The sequence below is a fragment of the Streptomyces sp. NA04227 genome, assembly GCF_013364195.1.
GTDB lineage: Bacteria > Actinomycetota > Actinomycetes > Streptomycetales > Streptomycetaceae > Streptomyces.
This window is the reverse complement of the sequence record NZ_CP054918.1, coordinates 149,874-168,085: the sequence shown is the minus strand read 5'-3', so window position 1 is coordinate 168,085 and position 18,212 is coordinate 149,874. Positions and strand designations below refer to the sequence as shown.

At 72.0% G+C, this 18,212-nt stretch carries 13 protein-coding genes; 8 read left to right on the top strand and 5 right to left on the bottom strand.

What is annotated here, in order from left to right; all coding sequences use genetic code 11:
- Positions 1-536 precede the first annotated feature (536 nt).
- Together HUT18_RS00720 and HUT18_RS00715 are read left to right on the top strand one after the other, a co-directional pair.
- Complete coding sequence (locus HUT18_RS00720; protein WP_176096829.1) at positions 537-1,298, top strand: thioesterase II family protein; 762 nt, start codon at positions 537-539, stop codon at positions 1,296-1,298.
- 146 nt (positions 1,299-1,444) lie between these two features.
- Entirely contained in the window at positions 1,445-3,190 is a 1,746-nt protein-coding gene (locus HUT18_RS00715) for a condensation domain-containing protein (RefSeq protein ID WP_176096827.1), read from the top strand.
- A gap of 95 nt (positions 3,191-3,285) precedes the next feature.
- On the opposite strand, the gene HUT18_RS00710 is transcribed toward HUT18_RS00715, so the two are convergent.
- From HUT18_RS00710 to HUT18_RS00700, 3 genes are read right to left on the bottom strand one after another with little or no spacing between them, the layout of a single operon-like run.
- Positions 3,286-4,161 carry a geranyl diphosphate 2-C-methyltransferase gene (locus HUT18_RS00710; protein WP_254878366.1) on the bottom strand — a complete coding sequence of 292 codons (876 nt, stop codon included), beginning with the start codon at positions 4,159-4,161 and terminating at the stop codon, positions 3,286-3,288.
- 50 nt (positions 4,162-4,211) lie between these two features.
- Positions 4,212-5,270, bottom strand: coding sequence for a family 2 encapsulin nanocompartment cargo protein terpene cyclase (locus HUT18_RS00705; RefSeq protein ID WP_176096824.1), 1,059 nt, complete (start codon positions 5,268-5,270; stop codon positions 4,212-4,214).
- Between the two features lie 19 nt (positions 5,271-5,289).
- Complete coding sequence (locus tag HUT18_RS00700) at positions 5,290-6,732, bottom strand: family 2B encapsulin nanocompartment shell protein (RefSeq protein WP_176096822.1); 1,443 nt, start codon at positions 6,730-6,732, stop codon at positions 5,290-5,292.
- Between the two features lie 404 nt (positions 6,733-7,136).
- Between HUT18_RS00700 and HUT18_RS00695 the strand changes: the two genes are divergently transcribed.
- Positions 7,137-7,280: a hypothetical protein gene (locus HUT18_RS00695; RefSeq protein WP_176096821.1), complete on the top strand. Its 144-nt coding sequence runs from the start codon at positions 7,137-7,139 to the stop codon at positions 7,278-7,280.
- Between the two features lie 165 nt (positions 7,281-7,445).
- Here the strand turns inward: HUT18_RS00695 and HUT18_RS00690 are convergent, their stop codons facing one another.
- Both HUT18_RS00690 and HUT18_RS00685 read right to left on the bottom strand, forming a co-directional pair.
- The gene (locus tag HUT18_RS00690) at positions 7,446-7,673 is read right to left on the bottom strand and encodes a DUF5988 family protein (RefSeq protein WP_176096819.1); all 228 of its coding nucleotides are present in this window, start codon (positions 7,671-7,673) and stop codon (positions 7,446-7,448) included.
- 433 nt (positions 7,674-8,106) lie between these two features.
- Positions 8,107-10,851 (bottom strand): AfsR/SARP family transcriptional regulator, encoded by a 2,745-nt coding sequence (locus tag HUT18_RS00685; RefSeq protein ID WP_176096818.1) that lies wholly within the window; start codon positions 10,849-10,851, stop codon positions 8,107-8,109.
- Between the two features lie 284 nt (positions 10,852-11,135).
- Here HUT18_RS00685 and HUT18_RS00680 point away from each other — a divergent pair, with 284 nt between their 5' ends.
- The 5 genes from HUT18_RS00680 to HUT18_RS00660 all read left to right on the top strand — a co-directional run bounded on the left by HUT18_RS00680 (position 11,136) and on the right by HUT18_RS00660 (position 18,145).
- Complete coding sequence (locus HUT18_RS00680) at positions 11,136-12,950, top strand: fatty acyl-AMP ligase (protein ID WP_176096816.1); 1,815 nt, start codon at positions 11,136-11,138, stop codon at positions 12,948-12,950.
- A complete protein-coding gene (locus HUT18_RS00675; RefSeq protein ID WP_176096814.1) occupies positions 12,944-14,728 on the top strand; it encodes an acyl-CoA dehydrogenase in 1,785 nt (594 codons plus the stop codon). The genes HUT18_RS00680 and HUT18_RS00675 overlap by 7 nt, the downstream gene beginning before the upstream one ends.
- Positions 14,728-15,693, top strand: coding sequence for a 4'-phosphopantetheinyl transferase superfamily protein (locus HUT18_RS00670; RefSeq protein WP_176096812.1), 966 nt, complete (start codon positions 14,728-14,730; stop codon positions 15,691-15,693). The genes HUT18_RS00675 and HUT18_RS00670 overlap by 1 nt, the downstream gene beginning before the upstream one ends.
- Before the next feature lie 134 nt (positions 15,694-15,827).
- Positions 15,828-16,973, top strand: coding sequence for a hypothetical protein (locus tag HUT18_RS00665; protein WP_254878365.1), 1,146 nt, complete (start codon positions 15,828-15,830; stop codon positions 16,971-16,973).
- Positions 16,970-18,145, top strand: a complete 1,176-nt coding sequence (locus HUT18_RS00660; RefSeq protein WP_176096810.1) for a hypothetical protein — start codon at positions 16,970-16,972, stop codon at positions 18,143-18,145. The genes HUT18_RS00665 and HUT18_RS00660 overlap by 4 nt, the downstream gene beginning before the upstream one ends.
- Positions 18,146-18,212: the final 67 nt, after the last annotated feature.

The window sequence follows — 18,212 nt, the reverse complement described above, 5'->3', positions numbered from 1 at the left end:
CGGTCCGTTCCGCGTAACTGCCCTCCTGCAGCCACTGATAGCAGGTGTGCGGGGCCTCACTGGCAGCGCGGCCTACGGCGGCCGACCCCTGGTCGTGATCGTGGGCGCAGAACCTCGCTGCCGCGAGGTCGACGGCACGTATGTCACTGCCTCTGATCCGGGTGGCGGCAAGTCGTCCATCGATGTCAAAATGCTCGGCACCCGCAGCATGGCCGTGAGCGTCGCGAATGTCGCAGCTGTCCGCACCCGCCACCGCGGCGGCCCGGCCGCCGAAGGCGAGGACCCCGGCCCGCCCGCCCGGCTGTGCCCGTGGAACCGACCGGCCCCACCCGACCTGCGCACCTGTCCGCCGTGCGCGACACCGCCGCCGCGGCGGAAACACGATCCGGCCGATCGGGCCATCGGCGTGTCGGACAGGGGCTCGAAGGGGTTCGCTCAGGGGTGTGTTGTCCCGCTACCCGTCCGTAGCGTCGGCTGTGACAACCCGAACAGTGAGCGCCCGAACATCGAGCGTGAGTGAGCGTGGGAGAGAGCCGATGGTCCGTCACCCCTGGGACGTTCAGGCCCCGGACGCGCCCGTGCGTCTGTTCTGCCTGCCGTGGGCCGGTGGCAGTGCGGCCGGCTACCAGCGGACCTGGCCCGGGGCGCTCGCCCCGGAGGTGGACGTCCGCGCACTCGAACTGCCCGGCCGCGGCATCGAGACCTCCGAACCCCTCATCCGCCGGGTCGACCCGCTGCTCGACTTCCTGATGGCCCGGATCGTGCCGCTGCTCGACCGGCCGTACGCCTTTTTCGGCCACAGCATGGGGGCGCTGCTCAGCCTGGAGCTGACCCGCAGGCTCGTCGCCGAGGGCCATCCCGAGCCGGTGCGCATGTTCCAGTCCGGCAGCGGGATACCGGGGCGCAGTCACCGCACGGGCGGCAGACCGCTGCACGAGCTGCCCGAGAACGAGTTCCGCGAGTGGCTGCGCAAGACCGGTGGCACCCCCGCGACCGTGTTCCGCAACCCGGAGATCCTCGACCATCTCTCGCCGCTGCTGCGCGCCGACTTCGAGCTGTGCGACGTCTACCGCGAACGGCCCGGCCCGCAGGTCTCCTGTCCGGTCACCGCGCTCGGCGGTGACGCGGACCCGTACGTGCCCGTCGACGCGCTCTCCGAATGGGCCGAAATCACCACCGGGGACTGCGAGTTGATGGTGCTGTCCGGCGCGCACTTCGCCTTCCAGGAGCATCTGGACCGGGTGCACTCCTACGTCGCCGCCGCCCTCGAGACCGCGATGGCCCACCCCGCCCACTGACCCGCCCGTACCGCGCACCGGGATCCGCACCGCGTGCGCCGACGGCGGCACGCCCGCGACGGCCGGGACCGGACGACGACGCGCGCCCTCGCGCCGTGGCGGCGGTCGACGGGCCGAGCAGTGTGCGCCGGCCCGGAGGAGGAACCGTGATTCCCCTGTCCCATGCCCAGAACCGGCTGTGGCTGGCCGACCGGCTGGGCGGGCGTGACCAGTCGCACCATCTGCCGCTCACGCTCCGCCTGGTGGGCGAACTGGACACCCGGGCACTGCGACAGGCGCTCACGGACGTGGTGGCCCGGCACGAGATGCTGCGCACCGTCTTCCCCGCCAAGGGCGGTATCCCGTACCAGCTCATCCTCGGGGACGCGATGGTACGGCTGCCGGTCATCGACGTCGACGAAGCGGGCCTCGCCGCCGAACTCGCCGACGCCGTGGCCGAACCCTTCGATCTCCAGCGCGCGATCCCGCTGCGGGTCCGCCTGTTCCGGCTCGGGCCGCACCGCCATGTCCTGCTCGTGGTCCTGCACCGGATCGCCGCGGATCGGCAGTCGCTGCGCCCCTTCGTGACCGGTCTGTGCGAGGCGTACGAGGCGCGCTGCGCCGGGATGCCGCCCGCCTGGAAGCCGCTGTCCGTGCAGTACGCGGACTTCGCCCTGTGGCAGCGCGACGTCCTGGGTGACGTCCGTGACCCGGACAGTGTGCTCAGCCGCCAGCTCGACCGGTGGTGCATGGCCCTCGCCGGACTGCCGCCGCGGCTGCGGCTCCCCGGCGAGAGTCCTGGCCGGGTCCGGCCGGGCGGCCCGGCCGAGAGCGTCGCGTTTCGTATCGGCCCCGCCCTGCACCGCGAGCTGCACGCCCTCACCCGCAAGTGCCGGGCCACCCTCTTCATGGCCCTGCACGCGGCGCTCGCGGCGACCCTCAGCTCGCTCGGCGCGGGCCACGACATCCCCGTCGCCTCGCCGGTCGCGGGCCGCAGCGACGAAGTGCTCGAAGGACTCATCGGCTGCTTCGGCAACGTACTGATCGTGCGCACCGACACCGCCGACAACCCCTCCTTCCGCGAACTGCTCGCCCGCGTACGCGAACGCGTCCTGTTCGCCTACGGCCACGAGGAGGTGCCGTTCGACCTGCTCGCCGAGGAGATCGCGCCCGCCGCGGCCGCGGCGGGCGAACCGCTGGTGCAGGTGATGCTCGCGCTGAACTGCGCAGGGCCGCCGCGGCCCGTGCTGCCGGGCCTGACGGTCACCGACGAGCGCATCGCGGCGCCGACCGCGCTGGTGGACCTCGAACTCGCCTTCACCGAGCACCGGTTGGCGAACGGCGACCCCGGCGGGATCAGCGGCTCGCTCGTGCACGCCGCCGAACTCTTCGACCGCGCCACCGCCGAGTCGCTCATCGAGCGGCTGCTCGCCGTGCTGCGCGAGGCGGTCGCCGAGCCCGACCCGGTGCCCGGAACCCTGGAACTGCTCGGCCCCCGGCACGGCCGGGGCGCGCTCCCCAAGTCCCGTACCGGACATGCCACTTCGCGCTCGCGCCGCGCCGGGCGGCTCCGCTCAGGCGAGGAGACGGCGGCGGGGGAGTGCCCATTGCGGGACGCGGCGGGCGCCTACCGGGCGACCGTGCCGCGCAGTGCCGCCACGCCGCTGGAGGCCAGCCTCTGCCAGATCCTCGCGTCCGTCCTGGAACGCAACGACGTCGCCCCCGAGGACGACTTCTTCGAACTCGGCGGCGACTCCACGCTCGCGGTGCGCGTGGTCAGCCGGATCCGCGCCACCCTCGGCGCGGACCTCGGCGTCTGCACCGTCTTCGACGCACCGACCGCCGCACAACTGGCCGACGCGCTCGCGGAGTCGGAGAGCGAGACACCGGAGGACGACCTCCCGAGAGCGTGACGGGGCTCGAAACCGCCGGTCGCTGGCGGGGCGGGCCGGGCCCGGCACGCGCAGGGCCCCCGCCGCGAAGGCGGAGGCCCCGGCGTCACCTGGGATCAGACGCGGTCCGCGGCGATCAGCAGGTACTGGAAGCTGCCGTTGCGGTACGCGTCGAGGAAGGTGTCCTCGATGCCGGTGACCAGATGCTCGGCCTCCCGGCGCAGTTCCCAGTACGGGATCGTCGCCGCGGTCAGGTCCTCCACGTGTACGGGGACCAGACGGTTGCGGGCCATCGCGCGGAAGTACGCCGAGCGGGGATGGATGTCGCAGATGTAGTGGGCGTTGATCAGGGAGACCTCGCGCGAGGCCTGCCCGTAACTGTCGTTGTAGCAGCCGGTGATGGTGACGTAGCGGCCGCCGCGGCGCAGCAGCCGGGCGTGCTCGGCGAACAGCAGGTCCAGCTCGACGTACATGGTGGACTCGTTGTTCCAGGACGCCGCGTACGCGCCCGAGGCCAGGCCGGTGTCGAGCATGTTCCGGTGGTGGTAGCGCACCTTGGCGTCGATACCGCGCTTGACGGCCTGCTCGTTGGCGAAACCGGCCTGTTTGGCGGAGATGGTGACCCCGTCGCTGTGACAGCCGTACCGCAGATGCGCGACCACGCTGCCGCCGCCCCGCCCGCAGCCGGCGTCGAAGACCCGGTCGTCGGGGGTGAGGCCGCCCAGGTGGGAGGCGAGGTACTCGGCCTGGGCGTGCTCCAGGCGGTGCAGTTCGCCGGTGACGCGTTCCCGGCGCAGGTCCGGGTCCTGTTCCTCCAGCACCGAACGGTCGGCCTCACCGATGCCGTAGTGGTGGTGGTACAGGTCGTCGATCTGCCCGAGTTCGAGATTGACCGGGTTTTCCTCGGCGTTCCAGTAGTCCGCGACGCGGGCCTGGTAGGTGGTCTGGGTCGGGATCGACACGGACGTGGTGCCGGTGTGTGACGTGGTCAACGAGGACTCCTTGCTCTGCTGCGTCAGATGGCCTGTCAGGGGGTGCCGGGTCACCAGTAGTCGGGCAGGTCGTAGCGGTGCGTGTTGGTGGCGTGCCATTCGTGGTTGCCGGACACCCAGTCGGCCAGCGAGCGCGCGTACCTCTCGGCCAGCGGGGAGGTGGTGGCGAACAGGGCGGACTCGTTCTCGAAGGCGTGCATGATCTCGTTGTGGATCTCGACGCTCCGCAGATAGGCCGCCTTGAGCCCGCACTTGTCGTTCGCGGCGATGACCTGCGGCAGGTTGAGATGGTCGGGATCGCTCCGCAACTCCTTGGTGAAGGAGTACAGATCGTTCACGAGGGTGGTGGCGTTGCAGGCCAGCGCGGTGATCCGCTGCACCTCGGGACGGGCGTACACGGCCTCGGGCAGTTCGTAGCCGTCCACCGCGTCCACGATGGACAGGCAGGGACGGAAGTTGTTGAACTGCCGCATCACCAGGTACTCCCACACCTTGGGCAGATGCCGGGCCTCGGCCCAGGACGCCTCGGCGAGATAGCCCAGGTGCAGCCGGGCCATGTCGTGCACGAACCGGTCGGTCTGGCTGGGCGTGGCGAAGGCCGCGAAGTCCTTCATGGCCCAGTGGTACGAGCGCAGCGGACCGTCGGCCTGCATACCGTGGCGCCACTCTTCCTCCGCACCGGCTGTGCCGTGGAAGGGATCGAGCGCGGACTGCGCGAGGACCAGCCGTCCGCCGAGGCCGCTGCGGGCGGCGCCCCTGCCCTCGTCCTCCTCGCAGTAGCAGCTGTCGACGACGTTCTCGGCCAGCAGCAACTTGCCCGCGACGGTGAGGCGTTCGAGGTCGGTCGCCCCGGGGTGTTGGAGGGCGACGGCCCGGCCGACCTGGAACTCGGAGAAGTCGCCGGACCAGGCGGCCGGGAACAGGTCGAGCCCGCCGGCCCACGCCTCCAGCCTGCGGTCGACCTCGGCGGCCCGCTCCGGGTCGGCGGGGGCCGCGGGCCGGTGGTGCAGGCCCGGGACGACGCCGCTGCGGCGGCCTTGCAGCGATCGGGCCAGGTTCGGCGGACCGGGAAGCGAGAAGGCGGTCGCGGCCTTCGGGGAGGTGCTCATGTTCGTGTACTCCACCTGGTCAGTCAGCGGTCCGGCCGATCTGGACGTTCTCCAGGACTCCGGCCGCGTCGGGTACGAGGACGGCCAGCGAGTAGTAGGCGGTCACCAGGTAGTTGACGATGGCGGCCGTGTCGATGCCCATGAACCTGACGTTCAGGCCGGGCTGGAACTCCTCGGGGATACCCGTCTGGTAGAGACCGACGACGCCCTGGTCGGCCTCCCCGGTGCGCAGTGCGAGGATGCTGCTGGTGTGCGTACTGGAGATGGGGATCTTTCCGCACGGGAAGATCGGGACACCGCGCCAGGCGGGGACCTCGTGCCCGTCGACGCTCGCCGTGCCCGGCACCAGACCCCGCTTGTTGCACTGCCGGAAGAACGCGGCGATCGCCTTAGGGTGCGCGAGGAACAGTTTGGTCTTGCGCCGCATCGAAAGCAGCTCGTCCATGTCGTCCGGGGTGGGCGGGCCGGTGAAGGTGCTGATGCGCTGCCCGTAGTCCGCGTTGTGCAGCAGCCCGAACTCGCGGTTGTTGACCAGCTCCCACTCCTGGCGCTCGCGGATCTCCTCGACAAGGAGCCGCAACTGCTGCCTGGTCTGGTCCATCGGCTCGTTGTAGAGGTCGGCGACCCGGGTGTGCACCCGCAACACCGACTGGGTCAGGGAGAGTTCGTACTCGCGTGGGGTGAGGTCGTAGTCGACGAAGCCGCCCGGCAGGGTCGGCTCACCGGTATGGCCCGCCTGGAGGGGCACATCCGCCTCGCCCTTGCGGTTCATCGCGAGCTGCTGCCGCTGCCCGTACGCCGTCAGATGCGCGGCCAGGGACGGAACCCGGTCCACGAACTCGCGGACCGTGTCCCAGGGCAGGACCAGGAGTACGCCCGCCGTCTCCGCCCGCATGGAGCTCAGCCACAGCGGATCGGCCTGGCCGATCGCCTCGTCCCCCGTCTGGTCGCCGTCCGTGACGACGCCGATCACCTCTTCCTCGCCGTACTTGCCGACGGCGAACCGGGTGAACCGCCCGTGGACCACGAGATACGTCTCGGTCACCGGCTGCCCGGCCTCGTAGAGCACCTGTCCGGCGCGCACTTCGCGCACCCGGAACCGACCGGCGAGCTCCTTGAGCACCTCGGTGTCCTCGTATCCGCGCAGCACCGGCAGCTCGGTGAGGGTCTGCGGGATCACCCGTACGTCGTCCGCGCCGTTCTGCTCGAACTGGACGCGCCCGCGGCCGATCCGCAGTTGCAGTCGCCGGTTGACGCGGTAGGTGCCGCCCCTGACGTCGACCCACGGCAGCATCTTGAGCAGCCATCGCGAGGTGATGGCCTGCATCTGGGGTTCGGATTTGTGGGTGGTGGTGAGTTGGCGGGCGGCTTGTGTGCTGAGGCTGGTGAGCGCGCTGTCCGCGGATGGTCCGGTCATGGGGTCTTCGATCGTGGGCCCGGCGTCGCTGTCCGGTGCTGACACATGTCCTCCCAGAAGGCACACAGAAGTGGGCGCGACGTCCTGCGGTGACCCGCAGTCCGTGCGCACCATCCAGCGAAACAGGCCTCGGCGGGGGCAGGTACGGCGTGAAGGGGGCGGCTTCACCTTCGCAATGCACAAACCCGGCGCGTGAAGCACGCGGCCCGGGCTCGCCTGGGCGTACGCCGTGGCGGCGGTGGTGCACGCCGTGCCGAGGGGCGCCGACGTGGTGCCGGGGGCGCTCTTCGCGACCTGTTTGTGAGAGGAACGGGGTCCCGTGGTCCGGGTGGCGTCAGTGGGTGAACAAGGGGCGGATCATTGACGGTTGGGGGTGACGCGTAGGAATTCCGCGGACAGCGGCCCGCCAGGCCCTGTACCGGGTCAAGCTCCTGTCCGAGGACGGCGAGGTGGTCGCCGCGGCGGACCTGGCCCACCGGCGCACCTGGGAGATCTCCACGGCCGAGGCCGGGGCCGACCACGACGCGCGGGACGAAGCGGCGCGACAGGCCGTCGAAGCTTTCGTGACCCGGGCGGCGCCGCTGGTTCGGTGAGGATCGGTGGCGGGCGAGGTGAGCGTGGGGGCAGGGCAGGGCAGGGCAGGGCAGGGCCGGACGATGGTCCGACTCCCGCCCCACCTCATAGAACGCCTTCGCTGTCCCGCCGTCCCACTGCGAGTTGCTCGGCGGGTCTCGCTACTGCACTACTCCGTTACGTCGCTACTCCGCGACATACGTGGTCGCGCTCCACTCCAGTACCCGCAGTTCGCGGTCCGCGCGGTGCACCGTCTCGCGAGTTGCCTCGAAGTGGTCGTAGCGGTTGCCCCGGAAGACCTTCAGCTTGGTCTCCGGGTCGGCGACGTAGAGTTCGCGTTCGTGTGCGGCGTAGTTCTCGGCCGGGCCGCCGCGGAGGAGGACATTGCTGTTCTGCTCGGTCCGTGTCGTCATGGGCTGGCACTCCTTCGTGCGGATCGGTCGGAACCTGACTGCTGCCCGTGGGAGGGGCGGGGCCCGTTCGTACGCTCGGTTCGTGCGTCCGGCAGCCGTATCCGGAGAACGGTCCGGCACGGCAACTCGCCCTGCCAGGGCATCTGTTGCGGTGACCGTTTCCCTGGCGGCGTCCTCTTGCTGTGCGGCGTCCCGGTACCCGCGGGGCCTGTCCTGGGCCGTGCGCGTGTACCGGATCGGCGGGCGGCTCACTGCGGGGCGGACTCGCGCACGTGCACACGAGCCGCCGCCACCCGGCGTGCCAACTCGGCCGCGCCCTTCCCGCGTCGGGCAGTGAAGAGAGGAAACCAGGCCCCGCTAAAGTGCGGCCTGCGTCACACTGTTGCTCAACCGCGCGACGATCCGCTCAGACCGCGGTATAGGGCCGTCATTTTCAGACCGCGGTGTGCAACCGCCATACGCCCGGGCGCAGTTCGATGCCCGGCAGCCGCCCTCCGTCGCGGACGGCGTTCAGCCAGCGGCGCGCGTAGGACTCCAGGCGCGGCTCGTCGAGCGCCCGGGCCAGGCGCAGGCACACAGAGAAGTGCCGTTCCGCGGCGGCCGGTCCCTGCGCTTCCAGGGCGAGCAGGGCCATGACGCGGTGCGCCTCGTAACGGCCCCGACCTTCGCGGCCGGTGGTGTCGAGGGCGGGGCCGAGCAACTGGGCCGCCTCCTCCAAAGCACCCGCGTCCAGGCGGAGTTCGGCCAGTCCGGCGAGGGTGCGGGCGTGCTCCTGGCCGTCCCCGGCCGAGCGGGCGGCCTGCCGTGCCCGCCCGTAGTGGTCGGCGGCCACCGCCTGCTGCCTGCGCTGCCAGGCCAGATCGCCCAGCGACCGCAGCAGCCGTGCCTCGGCCGGGCTGTCACCGGCCTGGCGTGCCGCGTCCAGGGCGAGACGGTGGCAGCGCTCCCAGGCCGCCCAGTCCGCGCGCTCCTCGAACGCCGGGGTCAGCGCGTCCGCGAGCCGTACGGTGTCCGGCCACAGCCCTGCCGCGTGCGCCTGTTCCAGGATGCGTACGAGTCCCGCCCCGCCGGTGGGGAATCGCGAACGGCCCCCGAGGGCACGGCTCGTGTCCTCCTGCCGCAGTTCCGCGACCAGTGCCGCGACGAGCCGGGCGGTCGCCCGCCGCACCTCGGCCGGGTCCTCCTCGACGCGCAGTCGCTCGGCCGCGAACAGCCGTAGCAGCTCCGGGAGTTGGAACGTGAGTCCGTCGGCTCCCGTGCCCGGCTCTGCGGTCAGCAGGCCCGCCGCGACCATGGCTTCGAGACGGTACTCGGCGACCTCGGGCGACTGGCCGAACACCGACGCCGCCGCCCGGACTCCGAACGGCCCCGGCGGGAGCAGGCCGAGCAGCCGGAAGCCCGCGCGGTCCTCGGTCTCCGCGTAACCGGAACTCAGCGCCGAAGCCAGCCCCGAACTGCCGCGCCGCAGCAGGTCCAGCCGTACGTTCTCGTCCCGCAGCCGCTCCGCGAGGCGCCGCGCGGTCCAGTGCGGGTGCAGGGCGAGGAGCCCGGCCGCGGACCGTACCGCACCCGGCAGTGCGCCGCACATCCGCACGATCTCCTCGACCGTCTCCACGGCGGGCGGCAGGTCCGGCTCCGTGGTCTCCCGCGCTCCGCGCACCCCCGCGGCCGCGACGAACAACTCCCGCGCCTCGGACGGGTGCAGCGCGGCGAGCCGAACCAGCGGACCCTCGATGCCCACCGGCACCCGACGGCAGGTCACCAGGACCACACTTCCCGAGGTGCCCTGGAGCAACGGAAGCACCTGCGCGGCGGAGGCGGCCCCGTCCACGACGAAGAGCATCCGGCGCCCGGCGGTCAGCCGGCGCAGCAGGGACTGACGGTCCGCGATCCGCTCGGGCAGCTCGCCGGTCGCCCCGCAGCGGCGCAATACGCGCTCGAGTACCTGGGCGGCGCCGACCGGAGCCCCCGCGTCCCCACAAGCACGGACGTGCGTACCGGCCGCGCCGTCCGAACCGGCCGCGCTGGTCGAACCTGCCTGGCCCTGCATGCCGACCTCGCCGACCGTGCGGCCCGCGCCCACCGCACCGACCACGCCCACCGCACCAACCGCACCGTCCTCCCCGTCGAGTTCCACGAAAACGCGTCCGCCCGGGAACTCCCCGCCGCTGCGGTGGGCCGCCGCCACGGCGAGGGCTGTCTTGCCGGAGCCCGCCGTCCCGGTCACCGTCACACAGCCGCCGACCGGGTCCGAGACCAACAGCGCGCACAGCCGGTCGAGTTCGGTGGACCGGCCGGTGAACAGGGCGTCCACGGGCGGCAGATCGTCGACGGGCGGCTCCGCCGGTTGTGCCCGAGCCGTGGCCCGCAGTACCTCGCGCACTCTCTGCGCGGGTACCGCGGCCGGTTCCGGAACCAGCAGCCCGGCATCACCGGACAGGATGCGCGCGTGCAGTTCCTGGAGCGGCCGCCCGGGCTCGATGGCGAGTTCCTCGACGAGGGTGCGGCGCAGTCGCGTGAACGCCCGCAGCGCCTCCGCCTGCCTGCCCGTGCGGTAGAGCGCCACCATCAGATGCGCGTGGAACTCCTCCCGCAGGGCGAACTCCCCGGCCAGACCCTGGAGTTCACTCACCAGATCGTGGTGACGGCCCTGGTTCAGCTCGGCACGCACCCGCTGCTCCAGCGCGGTGGTGCGCAGTTCGGCGAGCCGGGTGGCCGCCGCGTCCAGGAGGGCGCCGTGCGGGGTGTCCGAGAGTAGCGGGCCGCGCCACAACTCCAGTGCCTCGCGCTGCCGTTCGGCCGCGGTCGCCCAGTCCCGGCGCTCCATCGCCTCCCGCCCCCGCGCGTGCAGCTCCTCGAAACGGGCCATGTCCAGCTCGCCCGTGTCCATCCGCAGCACGTAGCCCGGCACTCGGGTCTCCAGCGCCCCGGCCGAACCGTCCCGGCCGAACAGGGACTTGCGCAGTTGGGAGATGTACACCTGGAGTGTCGTCTTCGCGGTACGCGGTGGATGCTCGCCCCAGAGCTCGTCGATCAGGCTCTCGGCCGAGACGATCTCATTGGCGCGTACGAGGAGGGTGGCGAGCACCACCCTGATCTTCGCGGCCCGCGGCGTGACTGCCCGCGGATCGGTGTCCGAGGCCTGCACCTCGAGCGGACCAAGAACCCGAAACCGCATGCAAGCCCCCCGCTCACGTGTCCTACGCCCACCGGCCTGCCCGGTCGGAACCGGTCGCGCGGCGTGCACTCCACAGTAGGAGTTCTCACACCCCCATCAGCACCGGGCCCACCCCCGGAGCATGTCTCGGCAACCCCTATTGAGGCACGCCGTGGCACTCGGCCGACGGCTCGCGCCGTGGCGCGCGCGCCGGGTGCAAGCAGCGCTTTAGGTCCGCGCCGCAGCATGCCAGGGTCCGGGCCCAGGCGTGTGGGGACCGATTCGCCCGGGCGCGGGACAGGGGGATGACGTTGACGGGGTTCACGACGTTCACGGAAGTGGTGCGCGAGCGGGCGCGGACGCAGCCGCACCACGACGCGCTGATTTTCCTGCACGACGACGACAGCGCAAAAGGCCCGGAACACCTGACGTACGGGGCACTGGACGCCGCCGCACGATCCGTCGCCGTCCGCCTGCGCGACCACGGGGCCCAGGGGCAGCCCGTACTTCTCCTCCATCCTCAGGGCCCGGAGTTCCTCAAGGCGTTCATCGGCTGCCTCTACGCCGGTGCGGTCGCCGTCCCGGCACCGCTGCCCGGCGACCGTGGCGAGCGCCTGCACCGGGTCTCCGGCATCCTCCGCGACTGCGGCGCCCGCCTGGTCCTCACCGACCAGGAGCACGCCCCCGACATCTCGTTGTGGCTGGCGATGTCCGGACTCGGCGAAGCCGTCTGTATGGCCACCGACGTCGACGAGGCCGACGGCGAGGACACCTGGCGGCCGCCGCACCTCGGCCCCGACGACCTCGCTGTGCTCCAGTACACCTCCGGCCCGACCAGCGAACCGCGCGGCGTCATGATCAGTCACCGCAACCTGCTCGCCAACCAGATCGTGCTCCAGCGGATGCTGCGCACCACTCCCGCCGACCGCCTCGGCGGCTGGCTGCCGCACCACCACGACATGGGCCTGGTGGCACAACTGCTGCACCCGCTGTGGCTCGGCGGTTGCGGCGTGCGGATGTCGTCGGCGTCCTTCGTGGCCGGCCCCGCACGCTGGCTACGGTCCTTCCAGGACTACGGCGTCACCGTCGGCGGTGGCCCCGACTTCGCGTACGACCTGTGCGTGCGCCGCGTCACCGACGCTCAGCTCGCCGAGCTCGACCTGTCCGGCTGGCGGCTCGCCCTGGGCGGCACCGAACCCGTACGGCCCGCCACCCTGGAAGCCTTCGCCGAGCGGTTCGCGCCCGCCGGATTCCGCCGTGAGGCCCTCTACCCCGGCTACGGGCTCGCCGAGTCGACCCTGGTCGTCTCCGGGGGAACGCCCGGACTGCCGTACCTGGCACGGGACTTCGACCCCGACCGGCTGGCGCAGGGCGAGCTGCGCCAGGCCCCGCCCGGTGGCCCGGCCCGCACCCTCGTGGCGGCGGGCCGTCCGGTCGGCTGCGATCTGCGTATCGTCGACCCCGTCGACGGCAGCGAGCTCCCGCCCGGCCGCGTCGGCGAGATCTGGCTGCGCGGCGACAGTGTCGCCCAGGGCTACTGGCAGCGCCCGGAGGAGACCGCACGCTCCTTCCACGCCGTACTCGACAGCGGCGAGGGCGGCTTCCTGCGCACCGGCGACCTCGGCGTCCTCGACGCCAACCGGCTCTACGTGACCGGCCGCCTCAAGGACGTCCTCACCCTGGGCGGGCGCACCATCCATCCCCAGGACGTCGAAGGGGTGGTCCGCGAGGCGGGCCCCGCCCTCGGCGCGGGCAGCGGCGCCGTGTTCACCGTCGACGCCGAGCGCGAACACCTCGTCGTCGTCCACGAGGTACGCGCCGCCCCCACCGACGGCGAACGGCTGCGCACCCTCGCCCGGCGCATCCAGACCCTGGTCGGACAGGACTTCGAGGTGCCCGCGGGCAATGTCGTCCTGGTACGCCCCGGGTCGGTGCGCCGCACCACGAGCGGCAAGGCGCGGCGGCAGGCCGTACGCGAACTGTTCCTGGCGGGCGAGATGGAGAGCGTGCACGAGACCCTCACCCCCGACGTACGCGCCCTCGTCCGCCCCGAACACACCCTGCTAGGCCACGACTTGCTCCAGTCCACGGTGCCCGTCGAGCAGGACCTGGCATGGTGAACGGCGCGCCCGCCACGCTCCCCGTACGCGAGGCGGATCCGGTACACGAGGCGGCCCCCGTACATGAGGCGGACCCGGCCGAACGCGCAGCCCGGCTCGAATCCCTGCTCGGCGACCCGACCGCCGCCCACAACCCCGCCGGATACCGCGCCCTGCTCACCGCCGACCGCAAGGCGACGCCGCCCCCGCACGCCGAGGACCTGCTCGTCGAATTCGGCCTGCACGAGGAGTTCGTCCCGCGCGCTCTCGGCGGCCGGTTCGACTCCGTCGAGGGCCTGCTACGGCTGCTGCGGACGGTGTGGCGGCGCGACATCGCGCTCGGCATCGGCTACGGCACGGCTTCCTTCGCCGCCGCCTCCGACGTATGGCTGGCAGGCAGCGAGGCCCAACGCCGCCACCTGGCAGCCCTGTTGCTCGACGGCGGGCGCGCCGCGCACGCCCCGCGCGCAACCGCACATCCCAACAGCCTGGTAGGCGGTGGGGTTGACGCCGCACACGGTCCCGGCGGCCTGCGTCTCACCGGCACCAAGCCCATGGTGCTCAACCTGCCGCGAGCGAAGGCGCTGGTGCTGTCCTGCCGCACCGATGAGCGCCGCGACAGCCGAGGCCACTCCCAACTACTCCTCGCCCCAGAGGACTTGTCGCCCAACAGGTACCGCATAGAGCGGCGCGCCCCCGCCCTCGGCCTGCGCGGCGCACCGTTCGGCGCCATGAACTTCGACGACTGCCCCGTACCCGAGGGCAGCCTGCTCGGACCCCTCGGCTCGGGCGTACCCAACGCCCTGCGCTCCGCCCAGGTGGACCGGACCCTGACCGCGGCGCTCGCCCTCGCCGCGGTGGACACCGGGCTGCGCACCGCCGTCCTGGTCAGCCGCACGGGGACAGTTCGGCGGGCCGATGCGGCACCCGTCGACCCCCGGCACACCGCGAAGGTGCTGACTTCGGCCTTCGTCGACCTGCTCCTGTACGACTGCCTGGCGGTGGTGGCGACCAGAGCCTTGCACCTGCGGCCCGCCGAGGCCAGCGTGTACGCGGCGGCCCTGAAGTCGCTGCTGCCGAAGGTTCTCGTCGAGACGATGTACGAGCTGTCCACCGTCCTCGGCTCCGAGGTCTACACCCGCCAGGGCACAGTGGGCATCTTCCAGAAGCACCTCAGGGATCTGCCGATGGTGAGCCTCGGCCACACCGGCACAGCCGCCTGCCACGCCACCCTGCTGCCCCAACTGCCCCTGCTCGCACGCCATTCGTGGCTGCGCGAGAGCGAGGCACCCGCGGCGATGTTCCGGCCGCACGACCCGCTGCCACCGTTCTCCTACGCACCGCTCGCCCCGGCCTCCGGCCGCGACAGCCTCAGCGCCTGCCTCGTCGAGACCGCCGAGGCACTGCCCAGCGGCGGCCCCGTCGAGCGGGCCCTCGCCACCCTCGCTCGGCAACTCCTCGCGGAATTCAAGGACTTGCGTACGCGAGCGTCCGCCCTGCCCCCGCCGGACGGCGCCGCACCGGTGAGCCCGGCCTGGTTCGCCCTCTCCGACCGCTACGTGCTCGTCCTCGCCGCGGCGGCCGTGCTCGGCATCCGGCGGCACAACAGGGACGCGCGGGACCCCTTCCTCGCCGACCCGTCGTGGGCCGCCGCCGCCCTGCACCGCATTGCCCGGCGCCTCGGCATCTCCGTCGCCGATCTGCCCGCTGAGTGCACTGCCCCCGTCCACAAGGAGGTTCTCGCCCGATTCCGGGACCGCCGTAGCTATGACCTCTACCGCACGCCGGTGGCTGGCTGATGTCCGAGGCGTTCTCTGGAGCCGAAGGACTGGCAGAGTCGACCCCGGTCACCCGCCCGGGCACTGGCACGGGCACGGGCACCGGAACCGTCACCGGCGGACGGGCCGCCGCCGAGGGCGCCTGCTGGGACACCGTGCGCGAGCGGCTGCTTCGGCACGGCTCGGCACTCGTCCACGGCACCCTGGGGGAGTGGCGACCCGAGGAACAGGACAGCCCGGGGCTGCGTGCCCTCCTCGGCCGCGACTGGGGCCGTTACACCGACCTCGCCGACCCCGGCCCGCGCGCCGGATACGCCGCCTCGCGCCGCCTCCTGAAGTACGCCGCCGGGGCGGTGCTCGGCGCCCACCCCGAAGAGCTGGAACTCGCCTACGGGCCCACCGGCCGCCCGTACCTGCGTGGTTGCGACCAGCTCGACCTGAGCCTCAGCCACACCGAGGACCTGCTCTTGGTCGGCCTGACCACACGCGGGCTGATCGGCGTCGACGCGGAACGCACCGACCGCGCGATGTACGCCAAGGGGCTCGGCAAACACCTCTGCACCCCGAAGGAACTCAAGGAACTCGCCGCGCTGCCCGAGGAGTCACGCAACCCGGTCCTGGTACGCCTCTGGACACTCAAGGAGGCGTACAGCAAGGCCCTCGGACAAGGGATGCAGTTCCGCTTCACCGAGTTCGGCTTCGGCACGGACAGGGGACCGACCCGGGTGCTGCGCCCCGACGGCACTCCGGCAACGGGCGACGAATGGCGGTTCGACACCTTGGGGCTGACCGCCCAGGGCACCAACTACCGTGTCAGCGCGGCCGTTTACGACTCCGGGCTCGGCCCCGGCCCCGACATCGGGATCAGCACGATGCTCGACGGCGAGGCGATGGACGCGGTCTTCCGCGCCCTCGACGTGGAGGTGGAGGCAGACGCGTACGCGGACGTGGAGGCGAGTGCCCGGCCGCGCAAACCCGGTAGGTAACCCGGTAACTACCCTTGGTGGCCAGGGTGGTTGACTGGTGGCTCCGCGCCGGTGAGTACGCGGGTGAGATGTGGTTACGGGGGCGCATGTGGGGGACCGGTCCGACGTCTGCCCGTGCCGGAGGGGATCACGGGGTGAGTGAGGCGGACGAGGCGCCCGTGGCGCACGGTCGGCTGCGTCGGGCGCTGCCGCGGAGCAGGCGCGGTTGGTCGTGGCTGATATCCGTGCTGGTGCTCGTACTTGCGGGCACCGGGCTCGGCACGTGGGCGGCGGACACCTGGCCGTGGCCGAAGGACCGCTACTGCTGGGGCGCATGGGAAGAGGACAGCGGACCGGACTTCCTCGGCGACGAGGCCTTCGGCGACGATCGGGACGGGTCACGTACCGGTAAGGAGACGGCGCCCACCCGCGAGCGCCCGATCGGCAGCTGCGAAGTCGTCATCGCCAGCGATTACAAGAGCAGTTACGACGGCGACAAGGTTTCCTCCCGCCAACAGGTGTCCGTCGAATACGGCCCGGTCCCCAAGGCCGCGGAGGCCCGGCTCGCAAAGGTCCACGACGGTTTCCTGGGGGGCGACATGGTCCCGCTCCCGGACGGCCTGCCCGGCACGGTGAACGGGAGCCGTGGGCTGCTCGTGCTCCCGAAGTCCTGCGATGCGCGGGACGGCCGCCCGACCGTCGTCACCATGGAGGCGTCCGGCACGTACAGCAGCGGTCCCATGTACACCAAGAACGATCCGGCCGACCTGGATGGTGTCCGGGAGGCGGCGAAACTGCTCGTCGCGGTGGCCAACCGTGGGATGGAGGCGGCCGGTTGCGCGCCGGACGAGCCGCTGAGGGTCAGTTCGCCGGTCTACGACCTGCCGGGCGATCCCGACCTCGTCTTCAGGGCCTCCGACGACGTCTGTGGCATCCGCGGTCTGCGCCTCGACACGGAGAACATCGAGGAACAGATCGGCGCGGTCACCCGCGACCTGCAGACGTGCAGCGTCCGCGGCGATCGCGACGGCATGCGGTACTTGGAGCTGGCGATGGTCGCGCAGCCCCGGCTGGCCGCGGTGTTCGACGGCATCTCGGGCGAACGCCCCGCGGCCCGCGGCTGGCGCGGCACGGGCATCATCGGCGAGAAGCACGCGCTCGTACGAGCCGACTGCGCCGGGCGGTCCGCCGCCTTCCTGATGGGCGCCTCCACCGACCCCCGCCACCTCGCCGCCTTCGCCAACGCGGCCGCCGCCCGCCTGGGCTGCGCCCCCATCGCCCCCGAAGGAGCCGCCCGGTGAGCAGCAGCGAGGACGAGCCGAACCGATACGACCAGCCGCTGCCCGCCGATCGGGTGCTGCTCAGCGAGCGGCGCAAGCGCCCGTGGCAGTGGCAGTGGCGCAGACTGCTGCGCGGCCGGGTCCGGCCGCTGCTGGCCGCAGGTCTCGCCGGCGTATTGCTCGGGGTCGGCGGCACAGCCTGGCAGACGCAGGCCGGGCCGTTCGCGCCGGACGAGGTGTGCTGGGGCGCGCTGTCCCGCGATGACCTGGCCCCGATGTTCCGTGAGCCGGAGGACGTCAAGGTGGTCGAGGCGCCTGTGCTGCATGGTGGGCACGTCATGGACGGCCCCACGGGCAGTTGCCAGTTGACGAACAGCGACGGCGACGCGTGGGAGCTCACCGTCCGGGTACACCGGCCGGACGACCGGACCGGCGACGATCGCAAATGGGCCGACGAGTTCCTCTCCGCCCGTCTCACCCCGCTCGGCGGCGGCTTGCTGGGCATGGCCTCGGACAGCCGCGCCTGGCTCGCCATCCCGGACGGCTGCCTTGGTCGCCCCAGTGAACTCGACGCGCCCACCGTGGTGGACATCGCCCAGGGCGCCTTGATAAGCGACATGGAGCCGGATACCGAAGAGCGGGACGCGATGGCCCGCATGGTCGTGAAGCTCGTCAACAAGGTCAGCGCGGACCTGGACTGCACCGGCACGATCGCCGATCCGGTCGAACGCCTGCCAGAGGCCGCCCGCTACACCCGCCTGGAGAAGCCGGACGCGCTCTGCGGCATCAAGGGGCTGACCCTGGGCAAGAAGCGCAAGCCACGCCACTACCCCCTGATCACCGACGGGCACGGCCCGGTGCGCACCTGCGACCGGGAAGTACTCGGCTCGCAGCCGAAGCAGCGCCTGATGACCGTCGAGGACCCACGGCTGGCCGGGATCTTCACCGACATGGCGCTGAACGAGGGCGATCCGGTGCGCTCCGACTCCGGCTACGGCAGCCTCGGCCCCAACCTCGGAGTCTTCCGGGCCCATTGCCAGGCGGGCGAGACGGCATTCCTCGTACAGAGCAACGAGCGCGGGACCGGCGCGGACGTACGTACCCTCTTCCCCCGCTACGTCGAGGCCGAGGCGGCCCGCCTCGGCTGCGGCCCGCTGAAGCTGAAACTGCCACGGCCGGGCGGGAGCGGCTGACTACCGCCCGGCCGTCGTGCCGAACGTTTGTTGTTCTTTATGCGGAGGCGATCCGGCCGCCGTCGAC

Bases quoted from the DNA above. Each gene is read 5' to 3' on its own strand.
- HUT18_RS00720 (WP_176096829.1), top strand. From the start codon at position 537: ATGGTCCGTCACCCCTGGGACGTTCAGGCCCCGGACGCGCCCGTGCGT.
- HUT18_RS00705 (WP_176096824.1), bottom strand. From the start codon at position 5,270: ATGAGCACCTCCCCGAAGGCCGCGACCGCCTTCTCGCTTCCCGGTCCG.
- HUT18_RS00690 (WP_176096819.1), bottom strand. From the start codon at position 7,673: ATGACGACACGGACCGAGCAGAACAGCAATGTCCTCCTCCGCGGCGGC.
- HUT18_RS00685 (WP_176096818.1), bottom strand. From the start codon at position 10,851: ATGCGGTTTCGGGTTCTTGGTCCGCTCGAGGTGCAGGCCTCGGACACC.
- HUT18_RS00680 (WP_176096816.1), top strand. From the start codon at position 11,136: ATGACGTTGACGGGGTTCACGACGTTCACGGAAGTGGTGCGCGAGCGG.
- HUT18_RS00675 (WP_176096814.1), top strand. From the start codon at position 12,944: ATGGTGAACGGCGCGCCCGCCACGCTCCCCGTACGCGAGGCGGATCCG.
- HUT18_RS00670 (WP_176096812.1), top strand. From the start codon at position 14,728: ATGTCCGAGGCGTTCTCTGGAGCCGAAGGACTGGCAGAGTCGACCCCG.